We start from the raw sequence: 16,838 nt of genomic DNA, 5'->3' as shown, positions 1-16,838 counted from the left end.
ACACGACGACCCTGACGGTCCGCGAACGCGGCCGGATCTCTTGACGCGTGAATTGTTACCGGTAACATCACCGTCGTCGGAGATTGTGCACCGCACTCCCACGCTCCCGTCGCGGGCCGGCCGGCCTCGGGAGTTCGCACGGCGGAGCAGCCCACGGCGCAACGCGCGAAGGCCGCACAGGGCGACCCGCACCGCCGGCCCTCGCCATCCGCACCGCCGGCACCGGCCCTCGGCCCTCGCCCTCAGCCGCCAAGCCCCCGAAGGGACCGCACATGTCCGCCCTGACCACCACCCCCGACGGCTTCCTCCTCGACGGCGCCCCCCTGAGGATCATCTCCGGCGCCCTCCACTACTTCCGGGTCCACCCGGACCACTGGCCCGACCGCCTCCGCAAGGCCCGCCTGATGGGGTTGAACACGGTGGAGACCTACATCCCCTGGAACCTCCACCAGCCCGAGCCCGGCACCCTCGTCCTCGACGGCCTCCTCGACCTCCCCCGCTTCCTGCGCCTCGCCGCCGGCGAGGGCCTGCACGTCCTGCTCCGCCCCGGCCCGTACATCTGCGCCGAGTGGGACGGCGGCGGCCTGCCCCACTGGCTCACCGCCGACCCCGGCATCCGCCCGCGCAGCAGCGACCCCCGCTTCACGGACGCCGTCGACCGCTACCTCGACCTCCTCCTCCCCCCGCTCCTCCCGCACATGGCCGCGTCCGGCGGCCCGGTCATCGCCGTACAGGTGGAGAACGAGTACGGCGCCTACGGCGACGACACCGCCTACCTCAAGCACCTGGAGGCCGCCCTGCGCACCCGCGGCGTGGAGGAACTCCTCTTCACCTGCGACCAGGCCGACCCCGAACACCTCGCCAAGGGCAGCCTCCCCGGCGTCCTCGCGACCGGCACCTTCGGCAGCCGGATCGACCGATCCCTGGAACGACTGCGCGAGCACCAGCCCCAAGGCCCGCTGATGTGCTCGGAGTTCTGGATCGGCTGGTTCGACCACTGGGGCGGCCCGCACCACGGCCGGGACGCGGCCGACGCCGCCGCCGACCTGGACCGCCTGCTCTCCGCGGGCGCCTCGGTCAACATCTACATGTTCCACGGCGGCACCAACTTCGGCTTCACCAACGGCGCCAACCACCACCACACCTACGCCCCCACCGTCACCTCCTACGACTACGACGCCCCCCTCACCGAGCACGGCGACCCCGGCCCGAAGTACCACGCCTTCCGCGAGGTCATCGCCCGCCACGCACCGGTCCCGGACGAACCGGCCCCCGCCCCCGCGCGCAAACTCCCGCCGACCACAGTGGAGTTGACCCACCGCAGGCCTCTCCTGACGTCGACCGTGGCGAAGGCCGTCCCCGCGCCCGCGGACCCCCTCTCCGCCGACGCCCTCGGCCGGCGCGCCGGCTACGTGCTGTACCGCACCACACTCCCCACGGAGGGACCCGGCCTGCTCCACTTCACCGGCGGGGTGGGCGACCGCGCCCAGCTCTTCGTGGACGGCGCCCCCGTCGGCGTACTCGAACGCGAGCGCCAGGAGGAGACCCTGCCGATCCGGGTGCCGCGGGCCGGAGCCGAACTCCACGTCCTCGTCGAGAACATGGGGCGGGTCAACTACGGTCCCCGCATCGGCACCCCCAAGGGCCTGCTGGGGCCGGTCACCTTCGACGGCACACCCCTGCACGGCTGGGACTGCCACCCCCTGCCCCTGGACGTCCCGCCGCCGCTGCCCTTCGAACCGGACCCCACCCCCCGGTCGGCGGAACCGGCCTTCCACCACGGCACCTTCGAGGTCGGGACCCCTGCGGACACGTTCCTCTCCCTGCCCGGCTGGACCAAGGGCCAGGCGTGGATCAACGGCTTCCACCTGGGCCGCTACTGGAACCGGGGCCCCCAGCGCACGCTGTACGTCCCGGCCCCCGTCCTGCGCCCCGGCACCAACGACCTGGTCCTCCTGGAACTCCAGGCGACCACCACCACCCGCGCCCACCTCACGGACGCACCGGACCTCGGCCCGGCGGCGCACTGACCCTCCCCGGCGCCGCCGCCCCGCTCCCGCCACCTGCCCACAGCCCCCGGCACCGCCCGGCCTATCCTGTGGACCGGCGGGAGCGGGCCCCGACGGCCGCGCCGCCACCCACACCACGGCCACCCCCCCCGCTTGCCCGCACCACCAGAACCGGACCCGCACCCGGGCCCGGACCGGAACCCGGACGGAGACCCGGGCCCGGACCTGGACCGGAACCCGGACGGGGACCTGGGCCCGGACGGAGACCCGGGCCAGGCCCGGGACCCGGGCCCGGACGGGGACCCGGACCGGCCGCATTCGGCGAAGGACGGAAGAGGGCACCCGATGACCCCGAGCGCCGCCGGCGACCCGGCGACCAAGGGAGGCCGCAGCCGCCGCAACTTCGCGGGCGCGCGCCCCGTGATGGCCGACGTGGCGCACCTGGCCGGCGTCTCCAAGCAGACGGTCTCGCGGGTGCTGAACGACCACCCGGCCGTACGCCCGGAAACCCGTGAGGCGGTCCTCGCGGCGATGCGTACGCTCGGCTACCGCCCGAGCCGCAGTGCCCGCTCGCTGGCCAGCGGGCGGACCCGGATGCTCGGGGTGATCTCGTTCGACGCGGCCCGCTACGGCCCCGCCTCCACCCTGACCGCGATCAACACGGCCGCGCAGGACGCCGGTTACCTGGTCAGTTCGATCGCGCTGGACACCGCCGACCGCGACACGGTCGTACGGGCGGCGGACCGTCTGTCGGCGGAGGGCGCAGACGGCGTGATCGCGATCGCCCCGCAGCTGCGCGTGGCGAAGGCGCTGGCGGAGGCCCGCCTGGACACCCCGCTGGTGGTCCTGGACAACGACCTCGGCGACGGCACCCCGGTGGTCACCTCGGACGCCCGCACCGGCGCCCGCAAGGCCACCGAACACCTCCTGTCCCTCGGCCACAGCACGGTCTGGCATGTGGCCGGCCCGAGCGGCTGGGCCGCGGCGGACCGCAGGGCGGAAAGCTGGCGGGCCACCCTGGAGACCGCGGGCGCCCCGGTCCCCGCCCCCCTCCTCGGCGACTGGAGCGCCGACTCCGGCCACGACCTCGGCCGCGAGCTGGCGCGAAACCCGGAGATCACGGCGGTCTTCGTGTCCAACGACCAGATGGCCCTCGGCGTCCTGCGCGCCCTGCACGAGGCGGGCCGCCGCGTCCCCGACGACGTCAGCGTGGTCGGCTACGACGACATCCCGGAGGCCGCCCACTTCCTCCCCCCACTGACCACCGTCCGCACGGACTTCACCGACATCGGCACCCGCGCCCTCCACGTCCTCCTCGACCGCATCGACACCCCGGCGGCGCCCCCGCCACCCCTGACGGTCACCCCCGTGGACCTGATCGTCCGCGACAGCACGTCGACACCGGCGCCGCGGGGCTGAGCTGCCTTCAAGCCGCCCCCAGCCCGAGCCACACCGCCCGCTGGCACGGAGCCGGACGCCGCCCTGCTGCCTTCAAGCCGCCCCCAGCCCGAGCCGCTTTGAGCGGCATGCCCGGCCGCCCGGGAGGACCATGGAGGAAAGAGACGGCATTCCACTGCGACCGAGGAGGTGGCGATCATGGTGGGACCCCTCGACCCTGCGGACTCCCACGAGCCACGGACGGCGCTGAAGAGGGAATGGGCCCACGAACGGCTGGAGAAGAAGCGCAAGCTCCGGGCCGACTTCGCGGCCTACGCCGTGATCAACGCGTTCCTGATCGTGGTATGGGCACTGACCGGAGCGGGGTACTTCTGGCCGGGATGGGTTCTCGGGGGATGGGGCGTCTTCCTCCTGCTCGACGCCTGGCAGGCGTACTTCCGCAGGCCCATCACCGAGGAGGACATCGATCGGGAGCTGCGCAGCATGCACTGACGGGCGGCACCCCGCGGGGAGGGACGGGCATCCCGGCCTGCCTGCCCGCGCCGCGTGCCTGCCGTGGAACGACGACCAGTACGGCCCGCTGCATCCGGCCGCCGCACGGCTGCCGCAACCGTGCGGGTACGGGTGGGGCTGTTGGTGCTGCTGGGACGTCGCAGCTTCAGTGACTGTTGTGGCGGCACAGACGATCGATCTCCGGCGGGCGCGGACGGTGCGAAGGCAGGCCCGTGACTAAGCGGGGTGAGCAGTGCTAGAAAGGGCGGATGGGAGACCGTTTTGCCCGAGTTGCGCACATATCGCGGCTATGGTCACTGGTGCGGAGGAACACGCGAAGCGTCGCGGGGCAGATGTTCCTCATGCAGGTGACCCTGGTGGTGCTGCTCGTGGCATTCGCCGTCTTCGCCCTCGTCCTGCAGTCACAGCGGCACACCAACGCCGAGGCCAAGCGGAGATCCACAGCCGTCGCGCAGACTTTCGCGCACTCCCCGGGCATGCTGTCCGCACTGCGAGCCCCCGATCCTTCGGCAGTCCTGCAGCCGCTGACCGAGGCCGGACGCAAGTCCGCGGGCGTCGACTTCGTCGTGGTGATGGACACCAAAGGGATCCGCTACACCCACCCTCTGCCGGACCGGATCGGGAAGCGGTTCGTGGGAAAGATCGAGCCGTCGCTGGCGGGAAGGGTCTACACCGAAAGCGTGGACGGCCCCCTCGGCCGGGAGGTCCAGGCGACCGTGCCCGTCCAAAACACCCGTGGCCAAGTGGTGGCCCTCGTCTCCGCCGGGCTGAAAGTCAAGAACGTGACCAGTCTGGTGGAGCGGCAGATACCGATCATCCTGACCGCCGGGGCGGGTGCACTCGCAGCGGCCACCGCCGCCACGGTGCTGGTGAGCAGGCGGCTGCGACGGCAGACCCACAGCCTGGCCCCGAACGAGATGACCCGCATGTACGAGCACCACGACGCAGTGCTGCACTCCGTGCGCGAAGGGGTGCTCATCGTCAATGACGAGGGGCGACTGCTGCTGGCGAACGACGAGGCCCGGCGGCTCCTGGAGCTGCCCCCGGAGGCGGAGGGACAGCACGTGTCCCGGATGCCGGCCCTCGAACCTGAAATCATGTCGCTGCTCAGCTCCGGCCGCGAGGCCAACGACGAGGTGCACCTGGCCGGACCTCGGCTGCTGGTGGTCAACCAGAGGCTCACGGACTGCGGCGGAGGCCCCAAGGGCACCGTGGTGACGCTGCGCGATTCCACGGAGCTGCGGGCCGTGTCGGGCAGGGCCGAGATCACAGGCGAGCGGCTGAAGCTGCTCTACGACGCCGGACTGGGCGTCGGTACCACCCTGGACGTCGTCCGAACGGCCGACGAACTCGCCCGGATCGCCGTCCCCCGCTTCGCCGACTTCGTCACCGTGGACCTGGCCGACGCCGTACTGCACGGCGAGGAACCGGAGACCACGGCAAAGGGGATGAGACGTGTCGCCGTATGCGGCATCCGCGACGACCATCCCCTCTACGAGAAGGGCCGGCTGATCGACTTCCTGCCCTCCACGCCCCAGGCACGCGGCTACGGCACCGGCCGCTCGGAACTGGTGGCCGACCTGTCCACCGCAACGGGCTGGCATCTGCAGGACCCGGATCGCACCGAACAGATCGTGGGCTACGGCATCCATTCGCTCGTAACGGCTCCGATCCAGGCCCGCGGTGTCGTGCTGGGCATGGTCAACTTCTGGCGCTCCGAGGAGCACGACCCCTTCTACCAGGAGGAGCTCTCACTGGCGGAGGAACTGGTGGCCCGTGCCGCGGTCAGCATCGACAACGCCCGCCGGTACACGCGCGAGCACGCCCTGGCGGTCACCCTCCAGCGCAGCCTGCTGCCCCGAGGCCTGCCCGAGCAGAGCGCCCTCGACGTCGGCTACCGCTACCTCCCGGCCCAGTCGGGTGTGAGCGGGGACTGGTTCGATGTGATCCCCCTGCCGGGCAGCCGCGTGGCGCTGGTCGTCGGTGACGTGGTCGGCCACGGCCTGCACGCCGCTGCGACCATGGGGCGGCTGCGGACCGCGGTGCACAACTTCTCCACCCTCGACCTGCCGCCCGACGAACTGCTCAGCCATCTGGACGACCTGGTCGGCCGCATCGACCAGGACGAGGCGGGCACGGACAGCCCCGCCGCCGTCGTGGGCGCCACCTGCCTGTACGCGATCTACGACCCCACGACGCGCCGCTGCACCATGGCACGCGCAGGACACCTGGCTCCCGCGCTGGTCGATCCCGACGGAAACGTCACCTTTCCCGACCTGCCGCCGGGCCCACCACTGGGTCTCGGCGGCATGCCCTTCCAGGCCGCCGAGCTGGACATCGCCGAAGGCTCCCAGCTCGTCCTCTACACCGACGGTCTCATCGAGGACCGGACCCGCGACCTCGACGAAGGAATGGAACTCCTGCGCAAAGCCCTGGCGGGTCAACCCGAGCGCGCGCCGGAGGAGAGCTGCCAGGCCGTGCTGGGATCCCTGCTGCCCGAACGCCCCACGGACGACGTGGCGCTGCTCATCGCCCGCACCCATGCGCTGCCGCCGGACCGGATCGCCGAGTGGGACGTGCCGCCCGATCCCGCTGCCGTCGCCGGGGTACGCGCCGCGGCGACCGACAAGCTCGACGAGTGGGGGCTGTCCGAACTGGGCTTCAGCACGGAACTGGTGCTGAGCGAACTCGTCACCAACGCCGTCCGCTACGGCTGCGACCCGATCCGCATGAGGCTGATCCACGACCGCACGCTGATCTGCGAGGTGGCCGACGGCAGCAGTACCTCGCCCCACCTGCGGTATGCCGCGACGACCGACGAAGGCGGCCGGGGCCTGTTCCTGGTGTCGCAGCTGACCGAGCGCTGGGGAACCCGGTACACCCCCCAGGGCAAGGTGATCTGGGCCGAACAGACACTGCCCGAACCCTGAGACGCCGCGTTTCCGCGCCCGGGGCGCCTCCAGCACTTCCGGACGCCGTTCCGACGCCCGCCCGGAGCGGGCCCGTAGGCGGACGCACACGCGAAGACCCCGGCTCCAGCGTTTCCGCTGGTGACGGGGTCTTTGGGCACCTCATGCAAGGTGCCCCCGGCAGGATTCGAACCTGCGCACACGGCTCCGGAGGCCGTTGCTCTATCCCCTGAGCTACGGGGGCGTGTCGGTCGCGTTGCTCGCGGCGACGGACAGAACACTACCAGCTCCCTCGGGGTGATCAGGAACGGGTTTCTCGGGGTGGGGGCGGGGCGGGTCCCCCGGAGGGGGTGGAAGTGGGGAAAACCCGGACGCGGTGGCCGGGCCCGACCTACTCTCGAGTTGTGTCAGGCGCTTCGGGCCGGGTGCTTGTTGTCGACGACAACAAGGTCATCCGGCAGCTGATCAGGGTCAATCTCGAGCTGGAGGGCCTCGAGGTCGTGACCGCGTCCGATGGTGCCGAGTGTCTGGAAGTCGTGCATCAGGTGCGGCCCGATCTCGTGACCCTCGATGTCGTCATGCCCCGGTTGGACGGTCTTCGGACCGCCGCGCGGCTCCGCGCCGACCCGCGCACCCGCGACCTTCCGCTCGCCATCATCAGCGCCTGCACGCAGTACGAGGTCGAAGCCGGCCTCGAAGCGGGCGTCGACGCCTTCCTCCCCAAGCCCTTCGATCCTGCCGATCTCGTCAGCCTCGTGCGCCGGCTCATCGAGGGGAAGCGGGGGGAGGGGAGCGGTGGTGACGCTCCTGGCGGTCTGGCCCGCGTTGACGGGGGACTGGGGCTCGACACCTCTCTCGGCACGGCCCCCGGTCTCACCTTCGGCGCAGCCTCCGGAGCCTGTCGCAGCACGGGTCCCGGTCTTGTCCACGGCCGCGGCTCCGGAGCCGCCCACACCCTGAGCCATGACCATGCCCCCGGCGGTGAAGGTGAAGACGAGGGGGAGGGCGACGGCGAGGGCAACGGTGCCGGGATGAGCAACGGGCACGGGCAGCGGTACGGGCACGGGCAGGGCTACGGACAGGGGCAGGGGCAGGGACAGGTCTACGGGCAGGGGCGTCTCGGTGGACCTCCGCCCGGTCACGGTCACCTCCACGGCCCCGGCCCTGCCCCCGCCTCCGCTCCCGGCTCCACTCCCACCCCCCTGGTCGAGCCCGTCGCCGAATGAGCCACTGGCTGCCTTCCTCCTCCCGGGGGCACCCCTCACCCGTCCACATCCCGGACACCCCCAAACCGGCTCGCATACTCACCCCCCTCCTCCCCTAGGCTTGTCCCGTGACCCCCGTCGAGTTGTCCCGCACCGTGCTGCACGCAGTGCGGTGTGCTGTCGACGACGGGGCGCTGAGGGTGGTCGTTCCCTCGCGGGTGGTGGTCGGGCCGCCCGGGGCGGGAGGGTGCGGGGACTACGCCACCAACGTCGCCCTCCAGCTGGCCCGCCCCGCCGGGCAGCCCCCGTTGCGGGTCGCCGCGCTGCTCCGGCCGTACCTCGTGCGTGAAGCCGGTGTCACCGACGTCGCGATCACCGGGCCGGGGTTCCTCAACATCAGCCTCGACCGGGCCGTCACGTCCGCCGCACTGGTCCGGCGGATCCTCGACGAGGGGCCGGGGTACGGCCGTACCGACGCCCTCGCCGGTCGGGTGTTCGTGTTGCGCGTGCCGTACGAGGTCCGTGCCGAGGTGGTGGCCGACGTGCTCGCGCGGATGGTCGGCTCGCAGGGCGGGCGCGTCGAGATCGCGCACGGCGACGGGGTGAACCTGCGGCCCGTGCCGGCGCCGGAGGATCCCGCTCCGCTCGGGCCGGACGCCGCCCGCTGGGCCCTGCTGCATCCCGCCCCGCACGACCGGCCCCGCATCACCGCCGATCATCTGGTCCAGAGCGAGAGCAACCCCCTCTTCCGGATCCGTTACGCCCACGCCCGCATCCGCGCCGTCGGCCGCAACGCCGCCGACCTCGGATTCCACGCCGCCACCCGGCCCGAGACGGCCCCGGCCGCAGCGGACCCGGTGGCAACGGACGCGGAGACGCCGGATGCCCCGGACACCACGGTCACCCCGGTCACCCCGGACCTCGTCGCGCTGCTCGCCGACCACCCCCGCGTCCTCGCCACCGCAGGCGGGCTCCCGCACCCCGATGCCCTCGCCGCTCCCTCCCGGCTCAGCCGGCACCTCCTGGCCCTCGCCGACGTGACCCTCGCCCACCTGCCCGCCGTGCTGCCCCGTGGGGACGAGAAACCCTCGGCCGCCCACCGGTCCCGGCTCGCCCTCGCCGAAGCCGCCGGGACGGTGCTGGCCGGCGGCCTGTCCCTGCTCGGCATCGACGCACCCGACCACCTCTGAGAGAGCACGCCCACGATGAGCCGTTCCGCACACCCCGCCGGGCCCCGTCACGCCGACGTCCTGCCGGAGGGGCACTATTCGGCACCGCCCGCCGACCTCAACTCCCTCGACCCCAAGGTGTGGTCGCGGACCGTCACCCGTGACGCCCTCGGGGTCGTCACCGTCGGCGGGATCGACGTGAAGACGCTCGCCGAGGAGTACGGCACCCCCGCCTACGTCCTCGACGAGGCCGACTTCCGGGACCGGGCCCGTGCCTGGCGCACCGCCTTCGGGACCGAGGCCGACGTCTTCTACGCCGGAAAGGCGTTCCTGTCGCGCGCCGTCGTGCGGTGGCTGCACGAGGAGGGGCTCAACCTCGACGTCTGCTCCGGCGGCGAGCTGGCCACCGCGCTCTCCGCCGGCATGCCCGCCGACCGCATCGCCTTCCACGGCAACAACAAGTCGACGGAGGAGATCGAGAGGGCCGTCCGGGCCGGTGTCGGGCGGATCGTCCTCGACTCCTTCCAGGAGATCGTGCGCGTCGCGCACATCGCCCAGTCGCTCGGCAGGCGGCAGCCCGTGCAGATCCGCATCACCGTCGGCGTCGAGGCGCACACGCACGAGTTCATCGCCACCGCCCACGAGGACCAGAAGTTCGGGATTCCGCTCGCCGGGGGGCAGGCCGCCGAGGCCGTGCGGCGCGCGCTGAAGCTCGACGGGCTGGAGCTGATCGGGATCCACTCGCACATCGGGTCGCAGATCTTCGACATGTCCGGCTTCGAGGTGGCCGCCCACCGGGTCGTCGGACTGCTCAAGGACATCCGCGACGAGCACGGCGTCGAGCTGCCCGAGATCGACCTCGGCGGCGGGCTCGGCATCGCCTACACCAGCGACGACGATCCGCGCGAGCCGCACGAGATCGCCAAGGCGCTGACGGAGATCGTCACCCGCGAGTGCGAGTCCGCCAGGCTCCGCACGCCCCGCATCTCCGTCGAGCCCGGCCGCGCCATCGTGGGGCCCACCGCCTTCACGCTGTACGAGGTCGGCACCGTCAAGCCGCTCGACGGACTGCGCACGTACGTCTCCGTCGACGGCGGCATGTCCGACAACATCCGCACCGCCCTGTACGACGCCGAGTACAGCGTGGCGCTCGTCTCCCGCTCCTCCGACGCCGAGCCGATGCTCGCGCGCGTCGTGGGCAAGCACTGCGAGAGCGGGGACATCGTGGTCAAGGACGCGTTCCTGCCGGCCGACCTGGCACCGGGTGACCTGATCGCCGTCCCCGCCACGGGGGCGTACTGCCGGTCCATGGCCAGCAACTACAACCACGTGCTGCGGCCGCCGGTCGTCGCCGTGCGCGAGGGCGAGGCCCGCGTCATCGTCCGGCGCGAGACGGAGGAGGACCTCCTGCGGCTCGACGTCGGATAGGCGCAGGCCGGCCGGATGGAAGATCTCCTGTCCGCCACCCCGTGGAAATGAAATAGATGTCTCACGATCCGGACCGGGGGCAGAAACCCCGGTCCGGTGAGTGAGACTGGAGCAACCGTAGACGGTATGAGGAAACGAGGTCGGATGATGCGTACGCGTCCGCTGAAGGTGGCGCTGCTGGGCTGTGGAGTGGTCGGCTCAGAGGTGGCGCGCATCATGACGACGCACGCCGACGACCTCGCCGCCAGGATCGGGGCCCCGGTGGAGCTGGCCGGAGTGGCCGTCCGGCGGCCCTCCAGGGTGCGCGAGGGAATCGATCCGGCGCTCGTCACCACCGACGCCACCGCGCTGGTCAAACGGGGCGACATCGACGTGGTCGTCGAGGTCATCGGCGGGATCGAGCCCGCCCGCACCCTCATCACCACCGCCTTCGAGCACGGCGCGTCGGTCGTCTCCGCCAACAAGGCGCTGCTCGCCCAGGACGGCGCCGCCCTGCACGCCGCCGCCGACGAACACGGCAAGGACCTCTACTACGAGGCCGCCGTCGCCGGCGCCATCCCGCTGATCCGCCCGCTGCGCGAGTCGCTCGCCGGCGACAAGATCAACCGTGTCATGGGCATCGTCAACGGGACGACCAACTTCATCCTCGACAAGATGGACTCCACCGGGGCCGGCTACCAGGAGGCCCTCGACGAGGCCACCGCCCTCGGGTACGCCGAGGCCGACCCCACCGCCGACGTGGAGGGCTTCGACGCCGCGGCCAAGGCCGCCATCCTCGCCGGGATCGCCTTCCACACGCGCGTGCGCCTCGACGACGTCTACCGCGAGGGCATGGCGGAGGTGACCGCCGCCGACTTCGCCTCCGCCAAGGAGATGGGCTGCACCATCAAGCTGCTCGCGATCTGCGAGCGGGCCGCCGACGGGGGATCGGTCACCGCGCGCGTGCACCCCGCCATGATTCCGCTGACCCACCCGCTCTCCTCCGTGCGCGGCGCCTACAACGCCGTGTTCGTCGAGTCGGACGCGGCCGGTCAGCTCATGTTCTACGGCCCCGGCGCCGGCGGTGCTCCCACCGCCTCCGCCGTGCTCGGCGACCTCGTCGCCGTGTGCCGCAACCGGCTCAGCGGGGCGACGGGGCCCGGCGAGTCGGCGTACGCCGCCCTGCCGGTGTCGCCGATGGGTGACGTCGTCACCCGGTACCACATCAGCCTCGACGTCGCCGACAAACCGGGCGTCCTGGCGCAGGTCGCCACCGTGTTCGCGGAGCACGGGGTGTCCATCGATACGGTGCGCCAGCAGGGTAAGGACGGCGAGGCCTCCCTCGTCGTCGTCACCCACCGCGCGTCCGACGCCTCCCTCACCGGGACCGTCGAGGCGCTGCGCAAGCTCGACACCGTGCGGGGTGTCGCCAGCATCATGCGGGTTGAAGGAGAGTAACCAGCAATGACCCACCAGTGGCGCGGAATCATCGAGGAGTACCGGGACCGGCTGCCGGTTTCCGACAGCACGCAGGTCGTGACGCTCCGCGAGGGCGGCACGCCCCTCGTGCCCGCGCAGGTGCTCTCCGAGCGCACCGGCTGCGAGGTCCACCTCAAGGTCGAGGGCGCGAACCCCACCGGCTCCTTCAAGGACCGCGGGATGACCATGGCGATCACCCGGGCCAAGGAGGAGGGCGCGAAGGCGGTCATCTGCGCCTCCACCGGCAACACGTCGGCGAGCGCCGCCGCGTACGCCGTGCGCGCCGGCATGGTCTCGGCCGTCCTGGTCCCCCAGGGCAAGATCGCGCTCGGCAAGATGGGGCAGGCCCTCGTCCACGGGGCGAAGATCCTCCAGGTCGACGGCAACTTCGACGACTGCCTCACGCTGGCCCGCTCGCTGAGCGACAACTACCCCGTGGCGCTGGTCAATTCGGTCAACCCGGTGCGTATCGAGGGGCAGAAGACGGCCGCCTTCGAGATCGTGGACATGCTCGGGAACGCCCCCGACATCCACGTCCTGCCGGTCGGCAACGCGGGCAACATCACGGCGTACTGGAAGGGGTACAAGGAGTACGCCGCCGACGGGATCGCCGGGCGCACCCCGCGCATGTGGGGGTTCCAGGCCTCCGGCAGCGCGCCGATCGTGCGCGGCGAGGTCGTCAAGGACCCGTCGACCATCGCCACCGCGATCCGCATCGGCAACCCCGCGTCCTGGCAGTACGCGCTCGCGGCGCGGGACGAGTCCGGTGGCCTCATCGACGAGGTGACGGACCGTGAGATCCTGCGCGCCTACCGGCTGTTGGCCGCCCAGGAGGGCGTCTTCGTGGAGCCCGCCTCCGCCGCGTCGGTGGCCGGTCTGCTCAAGGCCGCCGAGCAGGGCAAGGTCGACCCGGGCCAGACGATCGTGTGCACCGTCACGGGCAACGGTCTGAAGGACCCCGACTGGGCCGTGGCCGGCGCTCCGCAGCCGGTGACCGTCCCCGTCGACGCGGTGACCGCGGCCGAGCGCCTCGGGCTCGCCTGAGCGACGCCCGCGGGAAGCGGGGACGCCACTCGGCGACGCAGCCGCCCCCGTGCAGGAATGAAGGGCCTCACCTGGGGAAGTTCCTCCACGGAGGACTTTCCCCGGCGAGGGTGCACGGGGGGCTTGCGACACGCATCGTGCGCCTCCTGTGCGCCCTATGTCGCCACAGAACCTTCCTTCGATAGGCTGTACCGAACCCGCCTACCGCATGTGCCTCCGCATCTCGCGCGGGCACCGGTGCCGCGCCGTCATCAGCGGCCCGAGGGTCTTCGTACGTCATCGAAGCCGATCGAAGTCATTCGACCATCACGCAGCTCAAGGAGAGTCAACGAGCGATGGCCGGTCCAGCGTTCCGCGCCGCCGCCGTCCGGGTGCGCGTCCCCGCCACCAGCGCCAATCTCGGTCCGGGCTTCGACGCCCTGGGCCTCGCGCTGGGGCTCTACGACGACGTCGTCGTCCGGGTGGCCGACTCAGGGCTGCACATCGACATCGCGGGTGAGGGCAGCCAGACGCTGCCGCGCGACGAGAAACACCTCCTCGTCCGCTCCCTGCGCACCGCCTTCGACGTCCTCGGCGGCCAGCCCCGCGGCCTCGAGATCGTCTGCGCCAACCGCATTCCGCACGGCCGCGGCCTCGGCTCCTCCTCCGCCGCCATCTGCGCCGGGATCGTCGCCGCCCGCGCGGTGACCATAGGCGGCGAGGCCCGCCTCGACACCGCCGCCCTGCTGGAGCTGGCGACCGAGATCGAGGGACACCCCGACAACGTCGCGGCCTGTCTGCTCGGCGGGTTCACGCTCTCCTGGATGGAGGCCGGCGCCGCGCGGGCGATCAGGATGGAGCCTTCGGATTCCATCGTTCCGGTGGTTTTCGTGCCCGGGAAGCCGGTCCTGACCGAGACCGCGCGCGGACTGCTCCCGCGTACCGTGCCGCACGTCGACGCCGCCGCCAACGCGGGCCGTGCCGCCCTGCTCGTCGAGGCCCTGACCAGGCGCCCCGAGCTGCTGCTGCCCGCCACCGAGGACCGTCTCCACCAGGAATACCGCGCTCCCGCCATGCCGGAGAGCGCCGCACTGGTGGAGCGGCTGCGCGCCGACGGGGTTCCCGCGGTGATCTCCGGCGCCGGGCCGACCGTGATGGCCCTGGCCGACGCGGAGTCGGCCGACAAGGTCGAGCGGCTGGCGGGTGCCGAATGGGCCGCCAACCGGCTGAGCCTGGACCTTCAGGGGGCGAGCGTGCTGCCGCTCGCGCCCTCCGGCGACCTGTGAAAGCACACGGTTGCCGGATTTCGAGAGGGGGAATGTTTGTTGGATCCGGTAGTGTTAACCTCAAGTCTGCACCCGACCCCACCATGGCGAGGTGCTTCATGTCCCCCTCCGGGACAGACATTCTTCCGGGAGCTCCCCAAGCCGCACTGCGTTCCGTACGTCGTACCTGGGCAGTACGCCGTGCAGCGACGCTGAGCGGTCCGACGGGCACGCTCCGGAATAGGTGCGACCACGCCACGTGACACCGGGTGTCACGGATCGTCGCGGAAGCGCCATCACCAGAAATCTCTTCCGCCGCTTTGGCGGACCACCGCCCCGGCTTCGCCACAGCAAGGACCGAAGCCGGACAGCACAACCGGTCGCCGAGCCAGACAGGCCGACGTCCGCTCCAGGGAAGGACCCTTCGTGAGCGACACCACCGATCTGATGGGCGCACGTGTCGAGGAGACCGCTGCCGCGCCCGCCACGGACGCCTCCGCGCCTGCTGCCGGTGCCGGCTCCCGGCGGCGCCGCGGTACCGGCCTCGAGGGCATGGTGCTGGCCGAGTTGCAGCAGGTCGCATCCGGCCTCGGCATCAGGGGCACCGCGCGGATGCGCAAGAGCCAGCTGATCGAGGTCATCAAGGAGGCGCAGGCGGGCGGGGGCACCTCCGCCGCGAAGGCCCCCGCCGCGGACGCCACCGAGACCAAGCCCAAGCGCCGTGCCACCTCCAAGGCCCGCACGGGTGAGGACGCCGCCGGGAAGAAGGCGGACGCCGCCCCGGCCGAGGCCCCCGCCGAGAAGGCCGTGGCCCAGCAGCAGATCGAGATCCCCGGCCAGCCGGGTGGGGGCAACGAGGCCCCCGTCGAGCGCCGCCGCCGCCGGGCCACCGCCGACGCGGGCAGCCCCGAGACCGTCACGGCCGAGGCGAAGAGCGCCCCGAAGGCCGACACCGCGGTCGCCACGCAGACCGAGCAGGCCCAGCCGCAGGGCGACGCCAGGAGCGACGCCGACGGCGCCGAGGGCCGCCGCCGCGACCGCCGTGAGCGCGGCCGTGACCGCGACCGCCGCGGCAAGGGCGACGACCAGCAGGGCCAGGGCGGTCAGCGCCAGCAGCAGGGCCAGCAGGGCGGCGGCCGTCAGGACCGCCAGGACCGCCAGGACCGTCAGCGGGACAACGGGCCGCAGGACGACGACGACTTCGAGGGCGGCCGGCGCGGCCGTCGCGGGCGTTACCGGGACCGCCGCGGCCGCCGTGGCCGTGACGAGATCGGCGCGGCCGAGCCGCAGGTCGCCGACGACGACGTCCTGATCCCCGTCGCGGGCATCCTGGACATCCTCGACAACTACGCCTTCATCCGCACGTCGGGCTACCTGCCGGGGCCGAACGACGTGTACGTCTCCCTCGCCCAGGTCCGCAAGAACGGCCTGCGCAAGGGCGACCACGTCACCGGCGCGGTCCGTCAGCCGAAGGAAGGCGAGCGGCGCGAGAAGTTCAACGCGCTCGTGCGTCTCGACTCCGTCAACGGCATGGCGCCCGAACACGGCCGCGGCCGCCCGGAGTTCAACAAGCTCACCCCGCTGTACCCGCAGGACCGCCTCCGTCTGGAGACGGACCCGGGTGTCCTCACCACCCGCATCATCGACCTCGTGTCGCCGATCGGCAAGGGCCAGCGCGGTCTGATCGTGGCCCCGCCGAAGACCGGCAAGACCATGATCATGCAGGCGATCGCCAACGCGATCACGCACAACAACCCCGAGTGCCACCTGATGGTCGTCCTGGTCGACGAGCGTCCCGAAGAGGTCACCGACATGCAGCGGTCGGTCAAGGGCGAGGTCATCTCCTCGACCTTCGACCGCCCGGCCGAGGACCACACCACGGTCGCCGAGCTGGCCATCGAGCGCGCCAAGCGCCTGGTGGAACTGGGCCACGACGTCGTCGTCCTGCTCGACTCGATCACCCGTCTGGGCCGTGCGTACAACCTCGCCGCCCCGGCCTCCGGCCGCATCCTGTCCGGTGGTGTCGACTCGACCGCGCTCTACCCGCCGAAGCGCTTCTTCGGTGCCGCGCGCAACATCGAGGACGGTGGCTCGCTCACCATCCTGGCGACCGCGCTCGTCGACACCGGGTCCCGCATGGACGAGGTGATCTTCGAGGAGTTCAAGGGCACCGGCAACATGGAGCTCAAGCTCGACCGGAAGCTCGCCGACAAGCGGATCTTCCCGGCGGTGGACGTGGACGCGTCCGGCACCCGCAAGGAAGAGATCCTGCTCGCCCCCGACGAGCTCGGCATCGTCTGGAAGCTGCGCCGGGTGCTGCACGCCCTCGACCAGCAGCAGGCGGTCGAGCTGCTTCTCGACAAGATGAAGCAGACGAAGTCGAACGCCGAGTTCCTGATGCAGATCCAGAAGACGACGCCGGCGCCGGGCAACAACGACTGACGCGTTTCCTCGCAAGAGG

The 16,838-nt window shown here is 71.9% G+C and carries 10 protein-coding genes, 1 tRNA gene and 1 pseudogene; 11 read left to right on the top strand and 1 reads right to left on the bottom strand.

The window, feature by feature from the left end:
* Nucleotides 1–272: 272 nt before the first annotated feature.
* The 4 genes from ACIP5W_RS27510 (at nucleotide 273) to ACIP5W_RS27495 (ending at nucleotide 6,850) form a co-directional block, all read left to right on the top strand.
* Entirely contained in the window at nucleotides 273–2,030 is a 1,758-nt protein-coding gene (locus ACIP5W_RS27510; protein WP_401478938.1) for a glycoside hydrolase family 35 protein, read from the top strand.
* A 324-nt stretch (nucleotides 2,031–2,354) separates the two neighbouring features.
* Nucleotides 2,355–3,428 carry a LacI family DNA-binding transcriptional regulator gene (locus ACIP5W_RS27505; RefSeq protein WP_401478935.1) on the top strand — a complete coding sequence of 358 codons (1,074 nt, stop codon included), beginning with the start codon at nucleotides 2,355–2,357 and terminating at the stop codon, nucleotides 3,426–3,428.
* A gap of 177 nt (nucleotides 3,429–3,605) precedes the next feature.
* Nucleotides 3,606–3,899 (top strand): 2TM domain-containing protein, encoded by a 294-nt coding sequence (locus ACIP5W_RS27500; protein WP_401478932.1) that lies wholly within the window; start codon nucleotides 3,606–3,608, stop codon nucleotides 3,897–3,899.
* A gap of 353 nt (nucleotides 3,900–4,252) precedes the next feature.
* Nucleotides 4,253–6,850, top strand: coding sequence for a SpoIIE family protein phosphatase (locus tag ACIP5W_RS27495; RefSeq protein ID WP_401478929.1), 2,598 nt, complete (start codon nucleotides 4,253–4,255; stop codon nucleotides 6,848–6,850).
* Between the two features lie 151 nt (nucleotides 6,851–7,001).
* On the opposite strand, the gene ACIP5W_RS27490 is transcribed toward ACIP5W_RS27495, so the two are convergent.
* Nucleotides 7,002–7,073 (bottom strand) — tRNA-Arg (locus tag ACIP5W_RS27490).
* 112 nt (nucleotides 7,074–7,185) lie between these two features.
* On the opposite strand from ACIP5W_RS27490, the pseudogene ACIP5W_RS27485 reads away from it, so the two are divergent.
* The 7 genes and pseudogenes from ACIP5W_RS27485 to rho form a co-directional block, all read left to right on the top strand.
* Nucleotides 7,186–7,671: pseudogene (locus ACIP5W_RS27485) on the top strand (response regulator); the annotation flags it as partial.
* A 491-nt stretch (nucleotides 7,672–8,162) separates the two neighbouring features.
* Nucleotides 8,163–9,224, top strand: a complete 1,062-nt coding sequence (nrtL, locus tag ACIP5W_RS27480) for an ArgS-related anticodon-binding protein NrtL (RefSeq protein WP_401478927.1) — start codon at nucleotides 8,163–8,165, stop codon at nucleotides 9,222–9,224.
* Between the two features lie 15 nt (nucleotides 9,225–9,239).
* Nucleotides 9,240–10,631 carry a diaminopimelate decarboxylase gene (gene lysA / locus ACIP5W_RS27475; RefSeq protein ID WP_401478924.1) on the top strand — a complete coding sequence of 464 codons (1,392 nt, stop codon included), beginning with the start codon at nucleotides 9,240–9,242 and terminating at the stop codon, nucleotides 10,629–10,631.
* Nucleotides 10,632–10,775: 144 nt separating this feature from the next.
* On the top strand, nucleotides 10,776–12,068 hold the full coding sequence (locus tag ACIP5W_RS27470) for a homoserine dehydrogenase (RefSeq protein WP_401478921.1): 1,293 nt from the start codon (nucleotides 10,776–10,778) through the stop codon (nucleotides 12,066–12,068).
* A 6-nt stretch (nucleotides 12,069–12,074) separates the two neighbouring features.
* The gene (thrC, locus tag ACIP5W_RS27465; protein ID WP_401478918.1) at nucleotides 12,075–13,133 is read left to right on the top strand and encodes a threonine synthase; all 1,059 of its coding nucleotides are present in this window, start codon (nucleotides 12,075–12,077) and stop codon (nucleotides 13,131–13,133) included.
* Nucleotides 13,134–13,468: 335 nt separating this feature from the next.
* Entirely contained in the window at nucleotides 13,469–14,398 is a 930-nt protein-coding gene (thrB, locus tag ACIP5W_RS27460; protein WP_401478915.1) for a homoserine kinase, read from the top strand.
* Between the two features lie 405 nt (nucleotides 14,399–14,803).
* Complete coding sequence (gene rho / locus ACIP5W_RS27455; protein WP_401478912.1) at nucleotides 14,804–16,819, top strand: transcription termination factor Rho; 2,016 nt, start codon at nucleotides 14,804–14,806, stop codon at nucleotides 16,817–16,819.
* The last annotated feature ends 19 nt before the right edge of the window (nucleotides 16,820–16,838 follow it).

It is taken from the genome of Streptomyces sp. NPDC088766 (assembly GCF_044750845.1).
Classification (GTDB): domain Bacteria; phylum Actinomycetota; class Actinomycetes; order Streptomycetales; family Streptomycetaceae; genus Streptomyces.
This window is presented reverse-complemented; position numbering and strand designations above follow the sequence as displayed.